The following is a 25,177-nucleotide window of genomic DNA, read 5'->3' on the forward strand; positions in this document are numbered from 1 at the left end:
TAACTTTGTCAGTAGTCTATTGGGCAGACTATATTTGACACTTTGGTTTATTGTATCCGCCAAAAACAATTGTTCAAGAATATACTTGCCCGATTTTTTCATACCCAGTCTTGGGCATGAGTTTAGGGTAATTGTATACAGATAATACCGCTCTTAGAATCATTCTTTGTATTATGTCTTTATTCCCATCAATTGGCAGCAAAAAAGATACACGTACAGTTGGACGTGGTTTCCAATCAATATTTTTAATCGTATTTACCCTCTTAATAACCACTGGGATTGAGGCTCGTTTGGCCTATTTGCAAATTGTTGAAGGCCCAAAACTCCGAGAACGAGCCGAAGCGAACCGTATTCGGATGATTTCTAAACAACCGGAACGAGGTAATATTTTTGACCGCAACGGTAAACTTTTAGCCAGTACTCGCTATCCTAGCTCTGTATATTTGTGGCCGATGGCACATACTAAGCCTTCTTGGTCTGTAGTCGGCCCGCGTCTAGCGCAAATTCTCAACATCCCGCAAGATGAGATGGAAAAGAAATTAGAACAAGCAGGTGCTAATTCTTCTTCGCTCATCCGAATTGCTCGCGATCTCAATGAAGCAGAAATCACGGCGCTTAAGGAGTATAAAAATGAACTCCCAGAAGTGGAAATTAATACAGATTCTGTACGTTATTATCCTCATGGGAAGCAATTGGCTCATGTATTAGGCTATACGCGAGAGTTGACCGCAGACCAGTTAAAGGATAAGAAGCAGGAAGGCTACCGGCTGGGGGATGTAATCGGTCAGATGGGGGTGGAAAGAGCCTATGAGAAAGTGCTACGAGGCGAATGGGGTGGTCAGCAGGTGGAAGTAGATGGTGCGGGTAGACCAATCCGAGTTGTGGGCGAAAAACAGGCAAAAGCTGGTAACGATTTGCATCTGACCATAGATTTGGATGTGCAACAGGCAGCAGAAAAAGCTTTAGGAAATCAACGAGGTGCGATCGCAGCACTCGATCCAAATAACGGTGCTGTTTTAGCGCTGGTATCTTACCCCACCTTTGACCCGAATATCTTCTCAAAACAAAAACTCTCCCAAAAAGATTGGGAAAGCGTGCAAGGGAAAGATCATCCCTTGGTTAATCGGGCTTTGAGTGCCTTTCCGCCTGCTAGTACTTTTAAAGTTGTCACCACGACAGCCGGATTGGAATCAGGTGAATTTTCTCCTGACTCAATATTACAGACCTTTGGTTCTCTTACCGTTGGTGGGGTGACTTTTGGTGAGTGGAACCACGCCGGATTCGGGCCATTAGGATTTCCACGAGCGATCGCTATGAGTAGTGATACTTTCTTCTATCAAGTTGGTAGAAAAGTTGGTGGCCCAACTTTAATCCAATGGAGCCGCAAATATGGATTTGGTCAAAAAACTGGCATTGAATTTCCCAACGAAGAATCAAAAGGCTTGGTTCCAGATGAAATATGGAAGCAGAAAGTTTTGAAGACACCTTGGACTGTAGGCGACACCATTAATATGTCAATTGGTCAAGGCGCTTTACAAGTAACACCGCTACAATCGGCGATTATGTTTTCTGTCCCTGCTAATGGCGGGTATCGAGTTCAGCCGCATTTGCTCAAAGACAATGAAGAAGCAAAAAGTTGGCGAGAATCGTTAAATATGAAGCCGACAACGATCAAAGTTCTCCGCGATGGACTGCGAAAGGTAGTGAGTGAGGGTACTGGTAAGCGCTTGGACGTGCCGACAATTGCCCCAGCTTCTGGAAAGAGTGGCACTGCTGAAGCTGGTGTTGGTCGCCCAAATCATACTTGGTTTGGTGCTTATGCCCCTAGTAATAAGCCGGAAATTGTGGTTGTGGCTTTTGGTGAAAACTCTGGCGAACACGGCGGTACTATTTGTGGGCCTATGGTTTTACAAGTGCTAGAAGCTTATTTTCAGCACAAGTATCCAGGTAAGTATAAAAAATCTCAGCCTGATCCATCAGAAGCAACAACTCAGAATTCAGGACATGGCACTGGAGACTAGTGCCGCAGGGCGGAATTAAAAATTAAAAGTGACGCGACGCTCCTGCGTCGCTAACGCTTCGCTATCGCAGACTCGCTCTAAGCGAAGCCATGCCGAAGGCTTTACGCTGCGCTAAAAAAATTAAAAATGAATACAGCCTAAGTATTTTATTCATTTGGAATGGGTGGTTTATTTCCGCTGACCTGTACTAGTGTGCAAAATTCAGAATTCAAAAAGCCTTTGGGCGATGAGATGGAAGAGAGTAGCTTATGGTATTAATTGAAAACAATTAATCACTGCCTATTAGTTTGCTATTAAATACCTGCTAAGAAATGAGCAGAATTGTTTACAGATAATCTTAATTTTGAAATCTTCTTTGTCTTATGACTATATTTAAACCATCTCCACTTGGCGGACAAAAAAATACACGTACAGTTGGACAGAGTTTCCAGCCGATATTTTTGATTATATTTACTCTATTAATGCTGACGGGAATCAGTGTTCGTTTGGCATATTTGCAAATTACTGAAGGAGCAAGCCACCGAAAACGAGCTGAGTCAAATCGAATTCGGATGATTGCCAAACAACCAGAACGGGGTAATATTTTTGACCGTAATGGCAAACTTTTAGCCAGTACTAGCTATCCTCGCTCTGTATATTTGTGGCCGATGGCACATACCAAGCCTGCATGGTCAGTTGTGGGGGCACGTCTATCTCAAATTCTTGAGATTCCCCAAGAAGAGATGGAGAAGAAATTAGAAGAGGCAGGTGCTAACTCTTCTTCACTTATACGGATTGCTCGTAACTTGAATGAAGCACAAATTACGGCATTGAAGGAGTATCAAACAGAACTTAAAGATGTAGAAATTCATACAGAAGCCGTTCGCTACTACCCCCACGGCAAGGAATTAGCTCATGTATTAGGCTATACGCGAGAACTGACCGCCGACCAGTTAAAAGAAAAGAAGCAGGAGGGCTACAGATTAGGTGATGTGATTGGTCAAATGGGAGTTGAAAAAGCTTATGAGATAAGTCTGCGAGGCGAATGGGGGGGTCAGCAAGTAGAAGTCGATGGTGCAGGTCGGCCACTCCGGGTTTTGGGGGAGAAGCAAGCGAAGCCTGGTAAAGATTTGCACTTAACCCTAGATTTAAATATGCAAAAGACGGCAGAAAAAGCTTTAGGCGATCGCGACGGTGCGATCGTGGCACTTGACCCGAAGAACGGTGCCGTTTTAGCAATGGTATCTCATCCCACCTTTGACCCCAATATTTTCTCGAAGCAGAAACTCAGCCAAAAAGATTGGGAAACTGTACAAGGTGCAGATCATCCCTTGGTAAATCGCGCCCTTAGCGCCTTTCCACCCGCGAGTACTTTCAAAATTGTCACTACCACAGCTGGTCTAGAATCAGGTAAATTTTCTCCTAGTACAGTTTTGCAAACCTACGGTTCCTTAACTTTTGGCGGTACCAGATTTGGTGAATGGAATCACGCCGGATTCGGGCCGTTGGGTTTTGTTGGTGCATTACAGTGGAGTAGTGATACCTTCTTCTATCAAATTGGTCGCGGAGTCGGTGGCCCAACTTTAATAGAATGGACTCGCAAGTATGGATTTGGTAAAAAAACCGGCTTTGAGTTTGCCAACGAAGAGGCAAAAGGTTTAGTGCCAGATGAGACATGGAAGCAGAAAGCTTGGAAGATACCTTGGACTGTAGGAGACAGCATTAATATGTCAATTGGTCAAGGTGCTTTACAAACTACACCCCTGCAAGTCGCCATCATGTTTGCTGTGCCAGCGAATGGTGGCTATAGAGTCCAGCCGCATTTGCTTAAAGACAATGAAGAAGCAAAAAGCTGGCGAGAATCTTTAAATATGAAGCCGGCAACCATAAGTGTTCTCCGGCAAGGGCTACGGAAAGTAGTAGCTGAAGGTACTGGTAAGGTTTTGAAGCAGCCTACAGTTCCCTCAGTCGCGGGTAAGAGTGGTACTGCCGAAGCGTGGAAAGGCCGTGTTAAGCAAAATCACGCTTGGTTTGGTGCTTATGCACCTGCTGAACAGCCAGAAGTTCTGATTGTGGCATTTGCAGAACATTCCGGCGGTGGCGGTGGTAGCATTGCTGCGCCAATGATCTTACAAATTATGGAGGAATATTTTCAGCGCAAGTATCCAGGTAAGTATCAGAAACCAGCGCCGAAGAAAGTATAAAATTGTGGCTTGAGATTACCGTAATTTTACTTAGTCATCAAGATAAAATTTCCTGACCAGATGCGATCGCTAAGAAAATTGCTGAATAAGCTAATCATCATTCATTTTTCCAGAATGATTCGCTCGTAGTAAGGGCTTCAGCCCTGCTTTTCTGCAACTTAAATGCCGATTAGCTTACTACTGTCCAGCCCTTACGGAAGTAGTGCTTCAGCCTCCACTAGAGGAGAGGGAGTAGGGAGAGAAAGGGTAAAACCAAACTCCTGACTTCTGCCTGCTGTCTTTTATGGCGATATCTTAGCGGGTTTCAAATTTCTGGCTTTGTAAAACATTTCCAAGCTGTTGCGATCGCCAACAAAACGCCAGTGCCAAGGCTCATAACTCACACCTTGAACATTATCTTTAGGAAAAGACATTTCAAAGCTAAAACGTGCTGCATTTGCTTGCAGCCATTGATAAGCCTTGGTCTTGTCAAAATTGGTTTGGAGATTAGTTGCTGGTACTGATCCATCCCCAACATCCACAGCATAACCTGTGTGATGTTCGCTATGACCAGGAGGAGCGCTGAGGGCAGCCCGTTCTGCTGGCGTTTGATTTCGTTGGGCACCGACACCAAAAAACAATTGTTCCTGGTCTTTAAGTGAGCGAAAGCCAGAAATTGGCACTAAAGTTACACCTGCACTCCGGGCTGTTGCTACCATCTCCTCAAACTTTTGGGCAGCAGATTTTCGCATTCTAATGCCCCTATTTGCGGAGATGGTTACTAGTTCTGACTGAGGGGCTTCTGGGTAAGGAAAATGCCCTAATACAGTATCGCTAGAATTACTAGAATTATTAGATGGTGCTGGAGTCGGAGGAGTAGAAGTCGCTGGTAAAGGTTGAGAATCGGCGATTTTTTTGGGTGCAGTGACGAAAAACAAAAAACCGCTAATTAAAGCCAGCAGGATAAATCCCACCACTCCGCCAATCAGCATAATTTGGGGTTGCAACCACATTTTGCGTGCTGCAATAGGTGTATCACGTACAGCCACTGGAATATCATCACCAAGGTCATTCGATGAGTTTTGCGGTTTTCCAGAAAACCCTGCCTTATTCAAGGGTAAACTCCTGTTTTTGTGGGATAGCCATAACAGATTTTGCACTGGACAAAAGTAGACGTAACAGGTAGCATTTTACATCTGTGGTTCTTAGGCGCAATCTTGACAAACCTTTTAGAACTATACGTCAAGCTGGGAGGATTAGTCCTGGTAGGTTTTGTTCTGGGACGCAAACTACCTATAACAGTTCCTACACGTTTGGGACAGTTTCTTTTTTGGGTGGGAGTACCCATAAGCATAGTATCTTTTTTGCGTCAATCCAGCTTGTCAGGGCAAATTTGGATTGCACCTGCTATTGCTTACCTAGCCATTTTACTAGGAGCATTTTTAGCTTGGTTAGGAATTAAAGGACAAGCCTATTTTAGAAATACTGTCCTCCAACCACCAACTCAGGCTAGCTTGATATTAGCCGCAATGTTGGGTATACAGGTTATCTTGGTTATTCCCATTACCTTAGCAATGGTAGGCAAGGAATACTTTGCTTGGGCGTTATTTTACGATTTGTTAGGTTCATTCCCAGGAACTTACGGTTTGGGTGTATTACTAGCTGCGCGTTTTGGCGGCGGTTTCCAGAATCATTGGCAGATTGCCAAGTCTATCTTAATTAATCCTGCCCTGTGGGGTTTCGGATTTGGCTTGCTGTTTCGGCAGGTGACAATTCCCACAGTTACGGAATTCTGGTTAGAAAAATTTGCTTGGAGTAGTGTAGCTTTATCCCTAGTGTTAATTGGAATGCGACTGGCGCTACTCAAATCTTGGCGTAGCCTACCACAAGTAGGGATGAGCTTGGGAATCAAAATGCTGCTAGTTCCCTTGATATTGGGCAGTATTCTACCAGTGTTTGGAATAACTGGAGCGATCGCAAAAGTAATTGTCTTACAAATGGCCATGCCTCCAGCTTTTGCCACACTTGTAATTGCGGAGGCATTCAATCTTGATCGCGATCTGGCAGTTACTGCCTTAGCTGCTGGGGCTATACTATTGCTGCTTACTCTCCCAGTTTGGCTGTGGCTGTTTTGATTTTGGATTTATGCACTGTGACTATCAGTTAAGTTTCTACTGGATGCTGCCCATAATATGGTAAAGCCTCTGACCAATTAGGACACTTGCCCTTTTGCCAATCAAGATTAGCTAATTCTAAAATACTTGTTACCGTCGCTGCTAACCCAGATTTTGCTTGAATTAGCTGATAATTAGTGTTCCAATTCCCTAAAGTTTCCTGCCATGCTTCTGGTGTGAATACTCTATCTGGTAAACACACTTTTAGGTTAGAAACATCTGGCTCAAACTGATAAATAGCAGCAAAAATTTGACCTCGTTGTGCTGGCATTTCCACCGCAATAGTTTTTGGATTTGGACTTTTGCCTGCTTCTGCCCAAGCTACCGCAGCTAAAGTTGAAATTGCAAATACAGGGATATCTAATTGTTGCCCTAAAGTTCGAGCAGTTACAACGCCAATGCGAGTTCCTGTAAAGCCACCAGGCCCTTTTGCAACTGCAATGAAAGACAAATCTGCCCAAGTTTGCGGTTTGATAAAGTCAATTAAATATTGATGGATTAAGCTAGATAAATCACGCCCCAAATTCCAAATTTGAGAGCGATTTTCACCAGCAAAATTACTAATTGCCAATCCTAATTCGGGAGTGGTGGTGTGTAGTGATAAAGCGTATTTTGTTGTGAAGTGTTTTATTTCTGTGGTCAAAGTTAATTAAAATATTGATTCTTATATAGTTAACTTGATATAAACCTCATCTATGTTGAAACCTAGGTTTTGTAAAAGATATATTGATGTAGGTTGGGTGGAGTGAAACGCAACCCAACATTACCACCTTATTTATGTTGGGTTACGCGATCGCTGCACCCAACCTACAAAACTATGGTTTTTAAGGTAGACGATGTTTATCTATTCAAGCACATCATAGTTATGAATTTTCACTTTGTTTTTATCCTCATGAGGGGAAGTAATTGAAAAACTCTACCCTTTTATAATCCTTACTATGACAATTTTTGAAGGGTTCATTTTAGCAGGTATCTAATTTACCTGTCATTCAGCTTAAATTATTGACAATAGGATAAGGGTCTACCGTCCTCAAATTGCTTACAACGCAGGCATTTCGTGGGGTTGAACGAAAGAAAAAGGGTTTTAGCGATCGCTCTACCCCCACGAATAACCTACGTGTGTAAAGTCAAACTAAATACTTTTACTCTCACTAGGAAACTTGGGATAGAATGTCAAGATTTTGTTATTAATGGACTTGAGGCATAATATACTACTTTTGACTTTTCAAGTCGGCACTAATTCACCAGGACGCAATTTCGACCACTTACCCGTTTCCCGTTTAAAGCTGAGACAACCAACAACATCCCATTCCATCTCAATTACATCATCGTTTGTCCGAATATTGACATTGATAGAAGGTTCATTCGGATCAAAACTGGGTGTTTCAGTCAAGTGAGGCTGTTGGTGCTGCCCTTCTACGGCATGATAGGTAACACAGCTGTCTACATAGTGGCAGTTCACACAAATACACATAATAGAACCAACTCCAGGGGCCTTTATTGTTAATCTAACTTAAGCCCAACCGTTATTCATGAGTTGCTGGGTTGATTTTTATTACAATGCTTGAATCAATTCCTTCTACCCTAGCTCCCGAAAATTGGCCTTTTAGTTTAGAATTCTTGCCACAACCCGCTTACATGGTAGGTGGTGCTGTGCGAGATGCGCTACTTGGCAGAACTCGTGAATATCTGGATCTAGATTTTGTTATACCATCGAAAGCGGTAAAGGTAGCAAGAGCGATCGCTCATCACTACAAAGCTGGTTTTGTCTTACTCGATGCAGAACGACAAATTGCTCGTGTGGTTTTTCCCCACGCCACAGCCGACTTTGCCCAACAGGAAGGAGATAGTTTAGAGGTTGATTTGCACAGACGGGACTTTACAGTAAATGCGATCGCCTATAATCCTCATACACAAGAAATTATCGATCCTCTACAAGGCTATGTAGACTTACAACAGGGCATTTTGCGAATGATATCACCCGCAAACTTAGAAGATGATCCTTTGCGCTTAATGCGAGGTTATCGCCAAGCCGCCCAATTAGGTTTTACTATTGAGCCAGCTACCCGAACTGCAATTTGTTCTTTAGCATCACATCTGAGCAAAGTTGCAGCCGAACGAGTTCGGGTAGAAATTGGCTATCTACTGGCAAATTCTCAAGGTACTCCTTGGATTGCAAGTGCTTGGGAAGATGGTTTACTTGCTCCTTTCTTCAAAAATGCTACTCGTGAAAGCTTGAGCAAACTAGCCGCAGTTGACGATGCAGCCGCCTTAATCACAGAAAATTGGCAACAATTAGGCGTAAAACTCCAAGAATATGTCCGCGATAGTATCAAAACGACTTGGTTAGGTATTGCCAAACTTGCTTGTCTTGTCAATCCCAATCCAGAATTAGCAGAAATAGAGCTACAACAACTAACTTATAGTCGTGCCGAAATTCGGGGTGTAACCACTGCTTTGAAATTGTTACCGCAGTTTAAAGTAGTTGATATGTCTTTGCGAGAACAATATTTATTATTCCGTGACGCAGATATTGTGTTTCCCACTGCGGCAGTATTGGCTGTGGCACTTGATAATTTGGTAGAGGCGATATCTGGTGACAAGCCACAAGTCGCTACAAGTTTGGAAACCAAAGCAAGGGACTGCCCTGTCTTGACACTTTTAATCAACCGCTACCTTAACCCTGACGATCTGGTTGCTCATCCCTCTCTACTAGTGAGCGGGAAGGAGTTGATCATAGCATTAGATATTCCAGCTTCAGCAATCATTGGACAACTTTTGACAGAAATTGCCGTAGCACAAGCTGAGGGTAAAGTCTCAACGCCAACAGAAGCGATCGCTTTTGCACATCAATTACAAGAAAAGGCAGAAGGGAAATAGAAAGCAATGTATCTAGCGTTTTGAAGGGTGCGTTCCTTCTCCCTGCTAAATTGAAGGAATTAGGTGTAGTACTAGCCAGAAAATCGTGATTATTTAATCAATATTGTCAGTACATGCATCATATATGCTACTATTTGCTTGATATTGTCATGTTGTGTTTTTCTTGCAATTTAGCATAGATGGATAACCTAATGGATTATACACCAGTCTATTTATTTCATGGCCTAGTTAGTTGGCAGAATGCGCCCTCGTATATTTACTTAAGCACATACCAGAAAAAAGTACCTCTTGGTTTTCCTAATAAGCGGAGTCTTTATGCGTAGCCTTTTTTGGATAGGACTAACTGCTAATGAATGGAATGCCTTTAATTTTGGTTGTAGAACATAATCTACATGATTTAGAGCTACTTAATTCTCATCTAAGAATATTAAATTTTTCATGCATTTGTACCAAGCAAGGGGTGAGGGCTGTGATGTTAGCACAAACTCATCAACCAGATTTAATCCTGCTAGATACGATGCTATCTAATTTGAGTGCTAACCGAGTAATTGATGACCTCAAACACAATTCAAAAACTGCTACTATCCCAATTATTGCAGTAACCCCTCTAACAGAGGTACAAGATGATGAATCCACTATGCTTGCAGGATTTGATGATTGTATTACTAAACCCTATGATTTTAATCAATTAGAAGTGGTAATCAGTCGGCATATTCCAGTCTCAAAACTTAAGTATTCAATATTACAAGTAAGTGAGCGTAAATAATTGTCGTTTGGATAAGGCAATAGGGTTTTAGCCTAGTTCATTTTTATTTACATAGTTTGGTTTTATTATGCTAACTTACTTATAGCGATTCCCAGTTATGTGAGGTACAGATAATATTTTGAAACGCAAAGGGACGCAAAGTAAAGCGCAGAGGTACGCAGAGATTTGTACCTCAGCAGACTAGGAAACGCTATAGTAGATGTTCAAGAAATAGACGGAGAGACTTTTGTTTTCTGTAGTTGTGCTATATATTTATTACGGATTTGTTTAAAATAATTATCTAATTTGAGGAATGTAAAAGTTATTAATCAATGTTAATGAAGTCTCCCATTAATTACTGCATTGATGGTAATTTGTTGATGGGTAATCAGCTTATTTTGTGTCCAATAAGTGTAGACATCGCCTGCATTTCCCAAACCAGGAATAATACAGCTATATTATTCCAAATTATCATCTATTAAATATGTATAGAATATCACATCATAATATTGCCCAGCTCGATACCTTATGGTGCAGCGAATAAGCAGACAGTTACATATATCTGCACCAAACACAAAGACTTCATCAACGGCTTGTTAGGATAAGCGATCGCAGCCAGATCGCTGAGAATATGCACGGTCAACACCTTCAAAGGCGATCGCATCAACAACGCTATAAATATGCTCCCAGTTTGTTCAAATAAAGTACGACGCAATTGTGCTTCTGTAATCCCAAAGTGCTTGCTAATTTCTGGTAAATCCCAAATTAGGCATAGTCATTATTTCTTTAGGAATGTTTTCTCCGCTATTAGTCACTAGGAATGCGTCAACTACCTCTAGCGAGTTTTTATTTCTATGACCCTGAATATCGAGTCTAATATTAGTCATATTGCTGAATACAATAAAGCACACAGGAAATTCATAAATAGCGATTAATCAGCGTGAATTTAAAGATGACTTTAAAAATGGCTCAGTAGATATATTTTGTGAGAAAGTTAATACAAAGGTATATTCACTGATTTCAAATTCATGGATTCTTTATCTATCAATTCCTTACTTGAAGAGTTGAAAAACCCCGATGCTACAGTCCGGGACAAAGCAACCAGAAAAATTTGGCGGATCTGGTTTCAGCAAAAGGGAATCTATGGGCTGGAAATAATTGACCGTAGTCAAAAGTTGCTAGATGCGGGTGAAATTGCTGAAGCTGAAACAGCGCTAACGGCACTAATTAAAGACCAGCCAGATTTTGCCGAAGCCTGGAATCGTCGTGCTTTCCTCTATTACAGTATTGGTGATTATCAAAAATCTCTGGCAGATTGTCAGATGGTTGTACAAATAAATCCGATACATTTTGGGGCACTTCACGGTATGGGATTGTGTTATGCAGCACTAGGAGAATATGGTGAAGCGATCCGAGCTTTTAAACGTGCTTTAGAAATTCAGCCCTATTCACTAGTGAATCAAAAGTTGATTCTAGAATGTACATTTAGATTCAGCTACAACGGCAGATAGGAGAAAGCATCATACTGTTTTATGAATCTGTCATCACCCTCATCAACAGCAATTCATCGCCTTAGTCGCCACAATTTTATTCAATATGCTTCTATCTGGATTGGTAGCAGCGTTATTGCTGCTTGTACTAACAGCAACCAACCATCAACTAGCAATTCTCAGTTGGATAAAGTTACGTTTGGTAAAAACTGGATAGCACAAGCAGAACACGGCGAATTTTACCAGGTGATAGCTACTGGTATCTACAAAGACTACGGTTTAGATGTCAATATCAAAATGAGTAACTTTCAGCTTTCCAGCGCTACTCAATTATTGATGGGGGGTACGGTAGATTTCTTTATGGCATTGATGCCGTGAATAATGCCATAGCAGAAAGTATTCCCAAAATTACAGTCGCAGCAATTTTCCAGAAAAACCCCTGGTGTCTTATTACACATCCCAACCCAGCAATTAAAATCCTTGCCTACTTCAAAGGCAAACCAATTTATATTAAATAAGTGGCATGAAAGTGCTGTAAAAAATGAAAATTAAAATTTAAAAACACAGAGGAGTTAATTCTCTGCGAACCCGTGCGTCCCTATGCGTCAAAAAAAAGGATATCAACTATGACGATAAAATTGGATGCCCTGATTAATTCTCTAGAAGGTATAGAAACCATTACTGATTCTGCCCAAGTAACAAAATTATCCCAGGATTATCACAACTTTAGTCCGGTACTGGTACCGAAACTAGAGGGGAAAGTCGGGGATATTGTAGTGCGTCCCGCCAATGAAGCAGAGGTTTTAAAAGTTGCAGCCGCCTGTGCGAAACACCGTATCCCCGTGACAGTGAGGGGTGCAGGAACAGGAAATTATGGGCAATGCGTACCCTTACATGGCGGTGTAATCTTAGATATGACCCGGATGCAAGGGATTCCTTGGATAAAACCGGGGGTGGCGCGGGTAGAAGCTGGCGTGAAGTTGGCGGCTTTGGATAAAAAAGCCAGAGAGATTGGCTGGGAAATTCGGATGGCACCCTCGACTTACCGCACAGCGACAATTGGCGGATTTATTGCTGGGGGAAGTGGGGGTGTTGGCTCGATCCAATATGGGTTACTAAGCGATCGCGGTAATATCTTAGGACTGCGAGTAGTAACTGTAGAAGATGAACCTCGTGTGATCGAATTACGCGGTGATGATATACACAAAGTAAATCATGCTTGGGGAATTAACGGCATCATTACCGAAGTAGAAATCCCATTGGGGCCAGCTTATCCTTGGGCAGAAGTCATTGTCACATTTGACGACTTTATGACAGCAGCAAAATTTGGTCAGGCTCTTGGTAATGCTGATGGCATGATTAAAAAGTTGATTTCTGTCTTTGCATCCCCAATACCCCAATATTTTCACGCCCTACAACAGTACATTCCTGAAGGGACTCACGCAGTATCTTTGATAATTGCTGAATCGAGTTTGGAATTCTTACCGGGTTTGGTGCAGCAATATGGCGGCCAAATTACTTATGAAAAACCAGCCGAGGAAGCAGCCAAAGGAACACATTTAATAGAATTTAGCTGGAACCACACTACCTTACACGCCCGGAGTGTAGATACTACAATTACCTACTTACAAAGTATGTTCCCTAGCCATTGCAGTTTGCAAGTGGTAGAGCAGTTCTATCATCACTTTGGCGATGAAGTGATGATGCATTTAGAATTTTTTCGCCTGAACGGTGCTGTAGTTATTGCTGGTTTGCAACTTGTTCGCTACACCACAGAAGAACGCCTCAATGAAATTATTCGCTATCACGAAGAACAAGGTGTAAGTATTGGCAATCCCCACACGTATATTATGGAAGACGGAGGCAGAAAAGTTATTGCTCCTGAACAGTTAAAATTTAAAGAAATAGTTGACCCATATCGGTTGATGAATCCTGGTAAAAGCAAGGTTATTCAATTACCAATTCAAAATTAAATCTCATCTATGTTGAAACCTAGAGTTTTTTAAAGGATATATTGTATGTAATGTTGGGTTGCGTTTCACTCCACCCAACCTACAAAACTACGGTTCTCAAGGTAGACGAGGTTTAGCAACCTACAGAAACACATACAGCAGACTTCAAGTTGGGTGTTATATACAAGCTAAGTCAATAAAGCGTGTTTTATTTCTGTTAGGGGCGCGTAGCCCATTCTGACTCCTTAATTCTGCTGTATCAAAATTTTCTCTTTAATAATGAATACTGAAATAAACTCCAGAATACCTGTTGCTTTAACCATTGCTGGTTCAGATAGTGGTGGTGGTGCAGGAATTCAAGCTGATTTACGCACTTTTGCTTTTCACTGTGTCCACGGTACTAGCGCTATAACCTGCGTCACGGCACAAAACACTCTAGGAGTGAAAAGGGTCGATGCTATAGCAACAGAGGCTGTTGTGGCGCAAATTCAGGCAGTAGTTGAGGACATTGGCGTGCAATCTGCCAAAACTGGTATGTTGCTCAATCAGGAAATTATTTTTGCTGTTGCCCAGCAGGTGGAAGCTTTAGAAATCGAGAATCTAGTAGTTGATCCAGTAATGGTGTCACGTACAGGCGCACAATTGATTGATGATGATGCTGTGAAGACTCTATCCCATGCCCTAATTCCCAAGGCAGTTATCATCACGCCGAATCGCTACGAGGCCCAGATTTTAAGCGGGTTAGAAATTAATTCCGTGGAGGATATGCAAGCTGCTGCTGAAATTATTCACAAGACTTTACGGACGAAGGCTGTTTTAGTCAAGGGCGGCGGTATGCAGGGAGATTTGCGTGGCGTTGATATCTGGTTTGATGGGGACAAGTTGGAAGTTTTGACTTGCCAGCAAGTAGAGACAAAAAATACTCACGGTACTGGGTGTACACTATCAGCTGCGATCGCTGCTAATCTGGCTAAGGGAAATGACTTGTGGTCGTCAGTGCAACAGGCTAAGGAGTATGTGACTACTGCACTCACTTACGCCTTAGATATTGGCAAAGGGCAAGGCCCTGTAGGACACTTCTTCCCATTGTTACGAAATTAACCTCGTAGTCAGTTATCAAGAGGACTGAGAACTTGGGCAGAGAGCAGAGGAGAAGAGTTTTCCCCTCTGCCCCCCGCACCCCGCCCCTCAGCTTCTTTCCAATGCCCAAATAACAAATCTTTGCCCTTTCGGAATTTTTCTATTATTCTTGGGCATAGTTTCAGGGCTGACTATCTCTGTTAGCATCTCTGTACGATCTACTTACCTTGATTTTTAATACCAAGCCACCGATGCGAACAACCATAGGTTCTGTTCACAGAAATTCGCCAACACCGACTACTCAAGCCTACCCTCCCTCTGTACCACTATCTGTATACAGAGAATTGTCAGCAGAGTTGCAAGCAGCACAGGCGAGGCTAAATGCACTCACTACCCAAAATCAGCAACTAACACAAGAAAATCAACTATTACGCCAAGAAATTATCAAAGTTGTTGATTCTTTTTCTCATTTGCAAAATTTTGTGGATTCCCATGTTGCGCCTAGCTATCAGCAAGCCACCCAAGCTTCTAGCGATGTGAAAAGCGCCGCTAAAGTGCCAGTAACTCAAGCGCCTCCACGCCAGCAGGTTGCTCATCCGCGTCCACCTGCTGTCTCCAAAGCCCCACCCGAAAAAAGCCGCCGCCAAAACTTTGCAACACCTGTAATGGAAATTAATTTCCCCATACAAGAACCAGTTTTTATAGAAGAGCAACAAGTAAGTTATTATTCCACTACTGAGTCAGATCCCAAGGGACTTAATGGCTGGTGGTTAATCATCACCATTTTGCTAATTATGCTTACTGCCTTTAGCGCTGGATATTTTGTTGTACGTCCTTTATTTGAACACCAGAAACGTTAGTTGACACTCCCACAGTCAGCAGCAGGCTAACGAGCAATTTCTCTGCAATCACTCTCTAAATATCTGAAGATATCTGCTAAATAGTGGAATTTATCTATTTTTAGGTTATAAAAGCTACATAATATGCTAGCTTGACAACAAATTCTTTATATTAGAACCTCAAAGATTATTTAATTAATAAATCCTTGCTGGTTCTCATGTCTCAAACATCAAGCAAAGAATCTACACTTTAAAAAAGTGGTAATTATTACATATCTTTTAGGAAAAGCACTGGTAGTTACAGCTTCAGACAAAGGATCTGGTTAGATATATAAACGAAGCTAGTAGAAGTCAGGAGTCAAAAAGATGAAAAAAGTAGAAGCTATTATCCGCCCATTTAAGCTAGATGAGGTAAAAATTGCCTTGGTTAACGCAGGTATTGTCGGTATGACTGTTTCTGAAGTTCGGGGGTTCGGACGGCAAAAAGGCCAAACTGAACGGTATCGCGGTTCTGAGTACACCGTTGAGTTTTTGCAAAAACTCAAAGTGGAAATCGTCGTTGACGACAATCAGGTTGATATGGTGGTAGACAAAATTATTGCTGCTGCCCGCACTGGTGAAATCGGCGATGGTAAAATTTTCATCTCGCCTGTTGAGCAAGTGATTCGGATTCGGACTGGCGAAAAGAACACAGAAGCAGTTTAAAAAAGTTATGAGTTAAGAGTTATGGGTTGTGAGTCAGGAATAAATGAATGAAGATTTAACAGAATTCATAAATCCTACTCTTGTAGAGACGCGATTAATCGCGTCTCTACTCCTAACTCCTAACTCTCTCCAGTTGCGGAAGTAAAGCTGTAAAAGCCTTGCCTCGATGACTTATTGAACCCTTCAACTCTCGTGTCATCTCAGCAAAGGTCAATTGCAACTCTTGCACATAAAAAATTGGATCGTACCCGAAACCACCATCACCACGAGGTGCGTAAAGAATTTCACCACGACAAATACCTTCAGATTCTAATGCGATCGCACCATCAGGACGAGCGATCGCTACTACACAAACAAATTGTGCTTGTCGATTTACCTCGTTGCCTAATTCTTTCAATAACCTAGCAATCCGTTCTGAGTCGGTTTTGGCATAACGTGCAGAATAAACCCCTGGTGCGCCATTTAGAGCATCTACTTGCAAGCCAGAATCATCAGCAATCGCCCAGTTTCCCGTAGCTTTAGCAATTTGTGACGCTTTTAGACAAGCGTTAGCGGCAAAAGTTTCGCCCGTCTCTTCAATGTCTAATTCTTCAGGTTTGAGGGTTAATTCCCAACCAGAATTTTTCAGGTAAGCTTGCATTTCTCGCAATTTACCTGGATTTCCTGTGGCTACTACAAGTAATTTGGTCATTGGTAATTAGTCATTGGTCATTGGTAATTAGTCATTGGTCATTTACTAAGGACAAAGGACAAATGACTAATGACTAATAATGAATTTTACCCCGCCCACTGTTTCGCCCAAGCAAGAGTTTGATGCACTTGCTCAATTGTCGAGGCTTCGCAGTAGAGGCGTAAAACTGGCTCAGTCCCGCTAAACCGAATCATTAACCAGCTTTGATCGGCGAGGCGATATTTGTAGCCGTCAATTGTTTGGCAATCAATTACAGCTAACCCTGCAATTTCTGTTAAGGGTTTGGTTTGCAGCTGTTGCAAAAGACGCGATCGCACTTCCATACTTGCTAAGGGTAAATCAATGCGATCGTAAGCAGAGGTAAACCCTGTTTGTTTTTGCAAGTAGCGATTATACTCGCCTAAATCCAAACCAGATTCTACAATCGCCTCTAGGACGTACAATGCTGACAACAGGGCATCGCGTTCGGGAATATGGCTGCCATAGCCAATTCCTCCCGATTCTTCGCCACCTAGCAACACTTTTGCTACTAACATTCTGTCAGCGATGTATTTATAACCAACAGCTGTCTCAAACACTGACAGGTTATGCAGTGCTGCTACAAGGGGCATCAAGTCGGAACCACTAACAGTTTTGACTATTTCACCACTAAAGCTGCGCCGCAGAGTTAGGTGGTCGATTAATATCGGTATTAATACTTGGGAACTTAGGAAGTTTGCTTCTCCATCCACTGCTGCAATGCGATCGCAATCTCCATCAAATACCAACCCCACCGTTAAACCTGATTTATCGGTTTCTCGGTGAGTCTTGATGACTTCAAATAGCTTTGAAAGGTATTTAGGCAAGGGTTCCGGCGCACCACCACCAAATAGGGGGTCACGTTCGCTGTTGATTTCCTTGACTTGATTGCCTAGTAGTCTCGCCAATCCGCCAGCCGCAGCGCCATGCATGACATCAGCAAATAACGTTAATTTGCCAGATGCGATCGCTTCTCGAAGTTTGGCAATATCAACTTTACGTTCTAACGCTTGGGTATAACTAGGCCAAGGATCAAATTTTTCTTGCTTGCCTGGGGTAGCTGCTAGAGGTACTCCCACTGACAACTGCTCTTCTATCTTTTTTGTGACTTCCGACGGTACCGATCCACCAAAATAACCCTTGACTTTTAAACCCAAATATTTACCAGGGTTGTGGCTGGCTGTAATTACCAGCGCCCCTAAAGCATTGAGTTCTTTTGCTGCCCAACTATAAGCTGGAGTTGGAGCATAGTCCTCGCTCAACAGCACATCAAATCCCACAGCACTGACAGTATCGGCGACAGCACGAGCAAAGTCTTCAGCCATGAATCGGCGATCGTAACCGACAATTATTGTCCGGCTACCCACCGTAGAAAAATACGTATCATATAATACTTTTGCGGCAACTGGCGCGACCAGGGCTAGACGTTCAAAGGTGAACTCGTCACCGATAACGCCCCGCCAGCCGTCTGTACCAAACTTAATTGAGTTAGTTACAACTGGCATCTAGGTATCCTAACTGTCTACTTGAGGATTCTAGCATTTATACAGTGTGCAGAGTAAAAAAAGAATCTAGTAAAAAGTATGTACTAATAATATTCGGCTGTTTCAACACAAAAACGAGCAAATTTGTGCAATGGAGTGCGTAGACACGCAGCTACTTGTCGTCAGACAAAACCTTTTGGCTCACAAGTGAAATCCACCTTCGTAGACTTTTCATATAGTACGCAGGCTTGTTTATGTATGGGCGAATTCTAATCGCTAAGTATTCCAGTATCATCCAGATTTGGATTCATTAGCTGCTCTACCTCAGCAGCTTTTTCGCTTAAATCAAGCTCTCTGTAAATTTGCAAACTTTCAGTCAAAAACTGAGTAGCAGTTACCTTAGTACCTGATTGATGATGTTGGGAGCGGTTCAAGTATATTTCGCCCAAGAGTTTACGAGATGAAGCTTCTAATTCTCGACGATTGTACTCCTGAAAAACTTGGAGAGATTCTTGGGCTAGCTCTTCGGCTCGGTCAAGATTTTTTAAGACGCTGACTTCCAGATAAGCACGGGCGATATCAAGAGCTTCATCTGCTCGATTTACTGTCTGCCCCAGTTCGGTAAGATATGTCAAGCCAGTATTATAATATTCTTCAAATTGGGCAATTTGTTCTTGCGGTAACGAGTCATTAAAAGACGACAGACATAAGCGTTCTGAGCAGATTAAGCTAAAGATAATGTAGTCGTAAGCAAGATTTTTTTTATAGTCGCCTGTGGTATTTATTTGGATAGCTTGACAGATATTTTGTTCAGCTTGCGCCAGTAATTCAAAAGCTACTGCTCTATCTGAGGTATTTTTTGGTAACAAGCGTTGATTGTTACCAAGTTGCATATAGCATCTAGCCGCACTCTCATCATGGCCTAAGTGCTGATAGAGATTTCGACTTTGCTGGTAATATTCAATTGCCTTCGTGTAATCCTTTAAATTGCGGTAGCAACTAGCAATCCAAGATAGTTGATTAGCTACATTCTTCTCTAGACCCAATTGCTCATAGAGATCATGGCTTTGTTGATGGTAGGCGATCGCTTGTTCATATTTGCCCCAAGCTTGATGAATCGAGCCTAGTTGAAAGAAGGCACTAGCTATACCTGGTTGGTCTTCTAACTTTTGACGTTGTGCCAAGCACTTTTGCTGACATTCGAGTGCTTGTTTATATTTACCCCATTCCCGATAGCAAGCTGCTAGATTGTACCACTGATTAGCTACATTCTTTTCTAGACCCAATTGCTCATAGAAGTCACGGCTTTGTTGGAAATAGGTGATAGCTTGTTCATATTTGCCCCAAGCTTGATGAATCGAGCCTAGTTGAAAGAAGGCACTAGCTATACCTGGTTGGTCTTCTAACTTTTGACGTTGTGCCAAGCACTTTTGCTGACACTCAAGTGCTTGCTGATATTTAGCCCATTCTCGGTAGCATCCAGCCAAGTTGTACCACTGACTAGCTACATTCTTGTCTTGACCCAATTGCTCATAAAGGTCACGGCTTTGTTGGAAATAGGCGATCGCTTGTTCATATTTACCCCATTCTCGGTAGCATCCAGCCAAGTTGTACCACTGACTAGCTACATTCTTGTCTTGACCCAATTGCTCATAAAGGTCACGGCTTTGTTGGAAATAGGCAATCGCTTGTTCGTATTTACCCCATGCTTGATAGATACGTCCCAAATGCGAGTAAGCCAGAGCTATTTTGGGTTGGTCATCCAACTGCTGGCGGATTACCAATTCTTTTTGCTCACACTCAAGTGCCTGCTGATATTTGCTCCATTCCCGATAGCAATCACCGAACCAGTACCATTGGTTTGCTACATTCTTGTCTTGACCCAATTGCTCATAGAGGTCACGGCTTTGTTGATGGTAGGCGATCGCTTGTTCGTATTTGGCCCAACTTTGATGAATCCAGCCTAGTTGAAAGTAGGCACTAGCTATACCTGGTTGGTCTTCTAACTTTTTATATTGTGCCAAGCATTTTTGCTGACACTCAAGTGCTTGCTGATATTTACCCCATTCTCGGTAGCATCCAGCCAAGTTGTACCACTGACTAGCTACATTCTTGTCTTGACCCAATTGCTCATAGAGGCCACAGCTTTGTTGGAAATAGGTGATCGCTTGTTCATATTTACCCCAAGCTTGATAGATGCGACCTAGTTGAAAGAAGGCACTAGCTATACCTGGTTGGTCTTCTAACTTTTGACGTTGTGCCAAGCCCTTTTGCTGACACTCAAGTGCTTGCTCATATTTACCCCATTCCCGGTAGCAATTAGCCAAGTTGTACCACTGACTAGCTACATTCTTGTCTTTACCCAATTGCTCATAGAGGCCACGACTTTGTTGGAAATAGGCGATCGCTTGTTCATATTTACCCCAATCTTGATGAATCGAGCCTAGTTGAAAGTAGGCACTAGCTATACCTGGTTGGTCTTCTAACTTTTGACGTTGTGCCAAGCACTTTTGCTGATACTCAAGTGCTTGCTGATATTTACCCCATTCTCGGTAGCATCCAGCCAAGTTGTACCACTGACTAGCTACATTCTTGTCTTGACCCAATTGCTCATAGAGGCCACGACTTTGTTGATGGTAGGCGATCGCTTGTTCGTATTTGCCCCATGCTTGATGAATCCAGCCTAGTTGAAAGTAGGCACTAGCTATACCTGGTTGGTCTTCTAACTTCTTATATTGTGCCAAGCACTTTTGCTGACACTCAAGTGCTTGCTGATATTTACACCATTCTCGGTAGCATCCAGCCAAGTTGTACCACTGACTAGCTACATTCTTGTCTTGACCCAATTGCTCATAGAGGCCACGACTTTGTTGGAAATAGGCGATCGCTTGTTCGTATTTGGCCCAACTTTGATGAATCCAGCCTAGTTGAAAGTAGGCACTAGCTATACCTGGTTGGTCTTCTAACTTTTGACGTTGTGCCAAGCACTTTTGCTGATACTCAAGTGCTTGCTGATATTTACCCCATTCTCGGTAGCATCCAGCCAAGTTGTACCACTGACTAGCTACATTCTTGTCTTGACCCAATTGCTCATAGAGGCCACGACTTTGTTGATGGTAGGCGATCGCTTGTTCGTATTTGCCCCATGCTTGATGAATCCAGCCTAGTTGAAAGTAGGCACTAGCTATACCTGGTTGGTCTTCTAACTTCTTATATTGTGCCAAGCACTTTTGCTGACACTCAAGTGCTTGCTGATATTTACACCATTCTCGGTAGCATCCAGCCAAGTTGTACCACTGACTAGCTACATTCTTGTCTTGACCCAATTGCTCATAGAGGCCACGACTTTGTTGGAAATAGGCGATCGCTTGTTCGTATTTGGCCCAACTTTGATGAATCCAGCCTAGTTGAAAGTAGGCACTAGCTATACCTGGTTGGTCTTCTAACTTTTTATATTGTGCCAAGCACTTTTGCTGACACTCAAGTGCTTGCTCATATTTACCCCATTCCCGGTAGCAATTAGCTATCAAGTACCATAGATCAGCTACATTTTTCTCTAAACCCAATTGTTCATAGAGGTCACGGCTTTGGTGGTAATAGGCGATCGCTTGTTCATATTTGCTCCATAGTTGATAAATGCGACCTAATTGACGGTAAGTTAAAGCTACGTCTGATTGGTTTTCTAAGTTCTGCCGTTTTGCTAGACACTGTTGTTGAAATTCTACCGCCTGCTTGTATTTGCCCCAATCGCGATAGCAAGCACTTAACCAGAACCATTGATTTGCTACATTTTTCTCTAAACCCAATTGTTCATAGAGATCACGGCTTTGTTGATGATAAGCGATCGCCTCTTCGTATTTACCCCACTCTTGATAAGTTATACCTATATTCCACAGATCACTTGCTTCATCTTCAGACTTGTGACGTTCTCTGTCTATATTCAACGCCTGCTGGAAGCATTCTAGTGACTGTTCGTATTTGTCATGTGAGCGGTAACAAACACCCCTATTTCTCCAGAATAGCCGAAAAGCTGATGGATGAATATATAAGGCTAGTTTCTCAAAGCATTCCTGATAATAGTCGCTTGCTTGCTCAAATTTATCTTGTTCCTGATAACAAGTTGCAATTGACCAAGCTATGTAAGCACTGAGACTGCTATCTTGCTGAACATTGATTTCTTCTAGAAGCTCAACAGCTTTTGTATATTTATCTGTACGAATATAAGATATTGCAGTGAGTAAGTTTAATGCCCTTTGAGAGTCTTGATCCCCACCATAATTTTCTAGACTATTTTCTAGAGTCGATGTCATTTCTTCACCTAGTTCTTTAACCAACTCTCTAAGACTACAAAATATATTAGGCTCTAGCTGATTAACAATATCAATGACACAACTAACTAATTCTGCCCCTGATTCACCACAAGCAACATAAAGAATAGCTGTCTGTGCTTTTACCCGGATCTCTTCAGTAAGTGTTGAATCATTAGCAAATTCTTTCAGTAATACCAGAACTTCACATTTCTGGTTAAATAGTTCAATTTGGCGCAGTAGCCTTAACAGTTGTTTAGTTGTATCATCGTCAAAGTCTGTATCCAAACCAAGATAGGTCATAACTAATTTTTGAATTAGCTTTTTGCGACGACTGCTATTGACCTCAACTTGAGTTAAAACCTCACCCGCAAACAGCAAATCTTTTAACCGTAATTCCGACTGGATAAAGTTAGTACTTGATTCTTTTGGTAAATCTGACCAGATGATAATTGCATCCTGCGAAGATGCATTTTTTATTTTTAACTTCGCACCTGGAATTGCAGGTTCATAAGCCTCAAGATTACTGAAAAGCTGCTCAACCAGCTTATTAACCTGTTTAGGAGAATAAATTCCGTAATAGCCTAAAGCCAGTAGAATTGGCTCATTCCAACGCGGCTCATGCAAATGTTTACGGATAATTGCTAAAATATCGCTTACTTCATTGTCAGCGATATAACGTGCGGCAAAATACTCCTCAAACGTCAGGTGCATAAAGCCGTAGACTCCAGGCGCACGTTCCACAAAAAGACCTGTGGTTTCCCGCACTTTTCGTAAAAACTCCTGCACGGCAAGCCGCACTGAGTCTGATTCTAGGTCAGTATCATTTAATTCTGCTAGCTTTGCTGCTAACTGTTGTTCAACTTCTGCCTCAGTGACTAAACCAGAAGGCTTTTCCTCATGCATCCAGTAAGCCAGTGGTGCTAAAAATGCCACTACTTCATTTTGGTTCAGCAGCACTTTCGGAGCATCTGGCAACTTCTTACCTAGCTGCCAATCTTCCGTCAAGGTTTGCACTGCTAATTCATAAAGTTTCACCCGGCGGTTAGGTAGGCGCTCACCATTGCGGTGAATCAGTGCCAAAATTGTCAACAGTAGAGGGTTCGCTGTTAAGCGCTTTACACCCTCATTATCTTTTATTGCCTCTAAAATCTTCCTTGCTTGGTCATCTCCTGCTCTTTGCCATTGCGCCTCACTAGCTTCTGGCTGCTGCGCTCGCTCTATCGCCAAACACCAGCGTTCCAGGAATTTTTCTACCTGTTCGCTACCCATATCTTCAATAGTGAACTCAGCAAAACGGCTGCTCAGTTTCACATCACGGTAGCCAGCTATGCGGCTGGTAATGACAAACTTATTACTAGAGAAAGCATTGACAAACTGATCGATTCTTTCCACAATCAGCCTGCGGCTTTCTTGTTCAAATACCTCATCTAGCCCATCCAGCAGCATTAAGCACTGCCCTTGGTACATTTTTTCCAATAGTAACGTCGCCATCTCAGTTCCCGCTTCCGCTTCATCTTGAAAGTAAGCTTCCCACTGACGGTAGAATTGGCGCAGATATTCCAGCAGACTCAACTCTGGTTCTTGTTGTAATCGTTCTGCATAGTCAGCAATACGAAAGAAAATTGGCAACAGAGCTTTACCCAATTCTTCTTGAGGTTCGCCACCTATTACTGTTTCATTACCATCACGTTTGGCTGTGGCAAAATGTAGCGCTAGATAACGCAGTAGCGTTGTCTTCCCCGCACCTGGAGCGCCGAGAATCACACAGTATTGATTCTCCCGCACTGCATGGGATAAATCAATTCTTTGTGTTACTGTTTTGGTGCTAGTAGTGGGTATTGAACTTAGTAAAACTGGTTCGTAATAAGAAGGTTCGTCTAAATCGTAGGGGCTAGATATGCTCATGCTAAACCCATGTTCAGCTTTGCGAAATGTAGTCATCTCTTGGTCTAGTTTCGACGTTTCTGTAATCTGCTGTCGCCTTACTGCTTGCAGTGAAACATAAATTTGATCGAGAAAAATATCCACTTGGCGCTGGACTTGCATCACGCCACTGATTTTGAGATAGGAATTTTCAGCTATCAACCACTCCAGATAAGGATAAAACAGAGGATTTACAGGTGGACGTGCCTCAAATTTCACCAACTTACCCCGCCAATCCCAGAAATCAGGCGCACGGTTACGAAACTCTTCTAAAAATTCCTCTTTATTTAACCAAAAAATTATGACTAATTCCCGACCAAATAGCGAATCTCTCCCTAAATTCAACTGCTTCATCTCTTGTTTCAGGCGGGATGTCGGCAGTTGGTCAATTCCAAACGCCATTATCAATTTGCGTTTAGTTTGAGAATTATGCAGCCCAGTTTCATCTAAACTGTAGAGAAAGTTATACAGTGAGTTATCACTATAAAAGAAGTTCTGAGGTTCCTGAAAAGTATGATCGCTATGAGATAAAAGTAACTTGATTTCCTCGACTACCGGATGTTGTGGCCCACTCTCTGGTGCAATAGCAAAAATCGTCGTTGTTCCACTAGAAAGTTCTAAGAAACTAACTAATTTATTTAGCTCTGTTGCGTCAGTTGCACTTATAGAATAAGTGATAGATTCGTTAGAAGCCATTTTTATT

The 25,177-nt window shown here is 42.3% G+C and carries 18 protein-coding genes; 11 read left to right on the forward strand and 7 right to left on the reverse strand.

Going from position 1 to position 25,177, the window contains the following annotated elements:
* Positions 1-173: 173 nt before the first annotated feature.
* Together mrdA (GJB62_RS21345) and mrdA (GJB62_RS21350) are read left to right on the forward strand one after the other, a co-directional pair.
* A complete protein-coding gene (gene mrdA, locus GJB62_RS21345; RefSeq protein WP_114084944.1) occupies positions 174-2,021 on the forward strand; it encodes a penicillin-binding protein 2 in 1,848 nt (615 codons plus the stop codon).
* A gap of 362 nt (positions 2,022-2,383) precedes the next feature.
* Entirely contained in the window at positions 2,384-4,204 is a 1,821-nt protein-coding gene (gene mrdA / locus GJB62_RS21350) for a penicillin-binding protein 2 (RefSeq protein ID WP_114084945.1), read from the forward strand.
* Positions 4,205-4,485: 281 nt separating this feature from the next.
* Here mrdA (GJB62_RS21350) and GJB62_RS21355 read toward each other — a convergent pair whose 3' ends face one another.
* A complete protein-coding gene (locus tag GJB62_RS21355; RefSeq protein ID WP_114084969.1) occupies positions 4,486-5,298 on the reverse strand; it encodes a M15 family metallopeptidase in 813 nt (270 codons plus the stop codon).
* Between the two features lie 102 nt (positions 5,299-5,400).
* Between GJB62_RS21355 and GJB62_RS21360 the strand changes: the two genes are divergently transcribed.
* The gene (locus tag GJB62_RS21360) at positions 5,401-6,318 is read left to right on the forward strand and encodes an AEC family transporter (RefSeq protein WP_114084970.1); all 918 of its coding nucleotides are present in this window, start codon (positions 5,401-5,403) and stop codon (positions 6,316-6,318) included.
* A gap of 28 nt (positions 6,319-6,346) precedes the next feature.
* Here the strand turns inward: GJB62_RS21360 and tsaB are convergent, their stop codons facing one another.
* Both tsaB and GJB62_RS21375 read right to left on the reverse strand, forming a co-directional pair.
* Positions 6,347-7,000 carry a tRNA (adenosine(37)-N6)-threonylcarbamoyltransferase complex dimerization subunit type 1 TsaB gene (gene tsaB / locus GJB62_RS21365; protein WP_114084946.1) on the reverse strand — a complete coding sequence of 218 codons (654 nt, stop codon included), beginning with the start codon at positions 6,998-7,000 and terminating at the stop codon, positions 6,347-6,349.
* 582 nt (positions 7,001-7,582) lie between these two features.
* The gene (locus tag GJB62_RS21375) at positions 7,583-7,831 is read right to left on the reverse strand and encodes a Ycf34 family protein (RefSeq protein WP_114084947.1); all 249 of its coding nucleotides are present in this window, start codon (positions 7,829-7,831) and stop codon (positions 7,583-7,585) included.
* Between the two features lie 86 nt (positions 7,832-7,917).
* On the opposite strand from GJB62_RS21375, the gene GJB62_RS21380 reads away from it, so the two are divergent.
* Together GJB62_RS21380 and GJB62_RS21385 are read left to right on the forward strand one after the other, a co-directional pair.
* Positions 7,918-9,237 carry a CCA tRNA nucleotidyltransferase gene (locus GJB62_RS21380; protein WP_114084948.1) on the forward strand — a complete coding sequence of 440 codons (1,320 nt, stop codon included), beginning with the start codon at positions 7,918-7,920 and terminating at the stop codon, positions 9,235-9,237.
* 349 nt (positions 9,238-9,586) lie between these two features.
* The gene (locus tag GJB62_RS21385; RefSeq protein WP_181852925.1) at positions 9,587-10,003 is read left to right on the forward strand and encodes a response regulator; all 417 of its coding nucleotides are present in this window, start codon (positions 9,587-9,589) and stop codon (positions 10,001-10,003) included.
* A gap of 505 nt (positions 10,004-10,508) precedes the next feature.
* Here GJB62_RS21385 and GJB62_RS21390 read toward each other — a convergent pair.
* Positions 10,509-10,697 carry a hypothetical protein gene (locus GJB62_RS21390; RefSeq protein WP_147262566.1) on the reverse strand — a complete coding sequence of 63 codons (189 nt, stop codon included), beginning with the start codon at positions 10,695-10,697 and terminating at the stop codon, positions 10,509-10,511.
* A gap of 313 nt (positions 10,698-11,010) precedes the next feature.
* Between GJB62_RS21390 and GJB62_RS21395 the strand changes: the two genes are divergently transcribed.
* The 6 genes from GJB62_RS21395 (at position 11,011) to GJB62_RS21420 (ending at position 16,048) form a co-directional block, all read left to right on the forward strand.
* Positions 11,011-11,493, forward strand: coding sequence for a tetratricopeptide repeat protein (locus GJB62_RS21395; protein WP_114084950.1), 483 nt, complete (start codon positions 11,011-11,013; stop codon positions 11,491-11,493).
* Positions 11,494-11,514: 21 nt separating this feature from the next.
* A complete protein-coding gene (locus tag GJB62_RS37560; protein ID WP_181852926.1) occupies positions 11,515-11,850 on the forward strand; it encodes a hypothetical protein in 336 nt (111 codons plus the stop codon).
* 248 nt (positions 11,851-12,098) lie between these two features.
* Positions 12,099-13,445 (forward strand): FAD-binding oxidoreductase, encoded by a 1,347-nt coding sequence (locus tag GJB62_RS21405; RefSeq protein ID WP_114084951.1) that lies wholly within the window; start codon positions 12,099-12,101, stop codon positions 13,443-13,445.
* Between the two features lie 258 nt (positions 13,446-13,703).
* Positions 13,704-14,525, forward strand: coding sequence for a bifunctional hydroxymethylpyrimidine kinase/phosphomethylpyrimidine kinase (gene thiD / locus GJB62_RS21410; protein WP_114084952.1), 822 nt, complete (start codon positions 13,704-13,706; stop codon positions 14,523-14,525).
* 230 nt (positions 14,526-14,755) lie between these two features.
* Positions 14,756-15,364, forward strand: a complete 609-nt coding sequence (locus tag GJB62_RS21415) for a cell division protein ZapB (RefSeq protein ID WP_114084953.1) — start codon at positions 14,756-14,758, stop codon at positions 15,362-15,364.
* A gap of 345 nt (positions 15,365-15,709) precedes the next feature.
* Positions 15,710-16,048, forward strand: a complete 339-nt coding sequence (locus GJB62_RS21420) for a P-II family nitrogen regulator (protein WP_012410794.1) — start codon at positions 15,710-15,712, stop codon at positions 16,046-16,048.
* A 112-nt stretch (positions 16,049-16,160) separates the two neighbouring features.
* On the opposite strand, the gene rdgB is transcribed toward GJB62_RS21420, so the two are convergent.
* The 3 genes from rdgB to GJB62_RS21435 form a co-directional block, all read right to left on the reverse strand.
* Positions 16,161-16,739 (reverse strand): RdgB/HAM1 family non-canonical purine NTP pyrophosphatase, encoded by a 579-nt coding sequence (gene rdgB, locus GJB62_RS21425; protein WP_114084954.1) that lies wholly within the window; start codon positions 16,737-16,739, stop codon positions 16,161-16,163.
* A gap of 86 nt (positions 16,740-16,825) precedes the next feature.
* Positions 16,826-18,262: a phosphoglucomutase/phosphomannomutase family protein gene (locus GJB62_RS21430; protein ID WP_114084955.1), complete on the reverse strand. Its 1,437-nt coding sequence runs from the start codon at positions 18,260-18,262 to the stop codon at positions 16,826-16,828.
* A gap of 248 nt (positions 18,263-18,510) precedes the next feature.
* Positions 18,511-25,170 carry a tetratricopeptide repeat protein gene (locus GJB62_RS21435; RefSeq protein WP_159402543.1) on the reverse strand — a complete coding sequence of 2,220 codons (6,660 nt, stop codon included), beginning with the start codon at positions 25,168-25,170 and terminating at the stop codon, positions 18,511-18,513.
* Between the last annotated feature and the right edge of the window lie 7 nt (positions 25,171-25,177).

The organism is Nostoc sp. ATCC 53789 (assembly GCF_009873495.1).
Classification (GTDB): Bacteria; Cyanobacteriota; Cyanobacteriia; order Cyanobacteriales; family Nostocaceae; genus Nostoc; species Nostoc muscorum_A.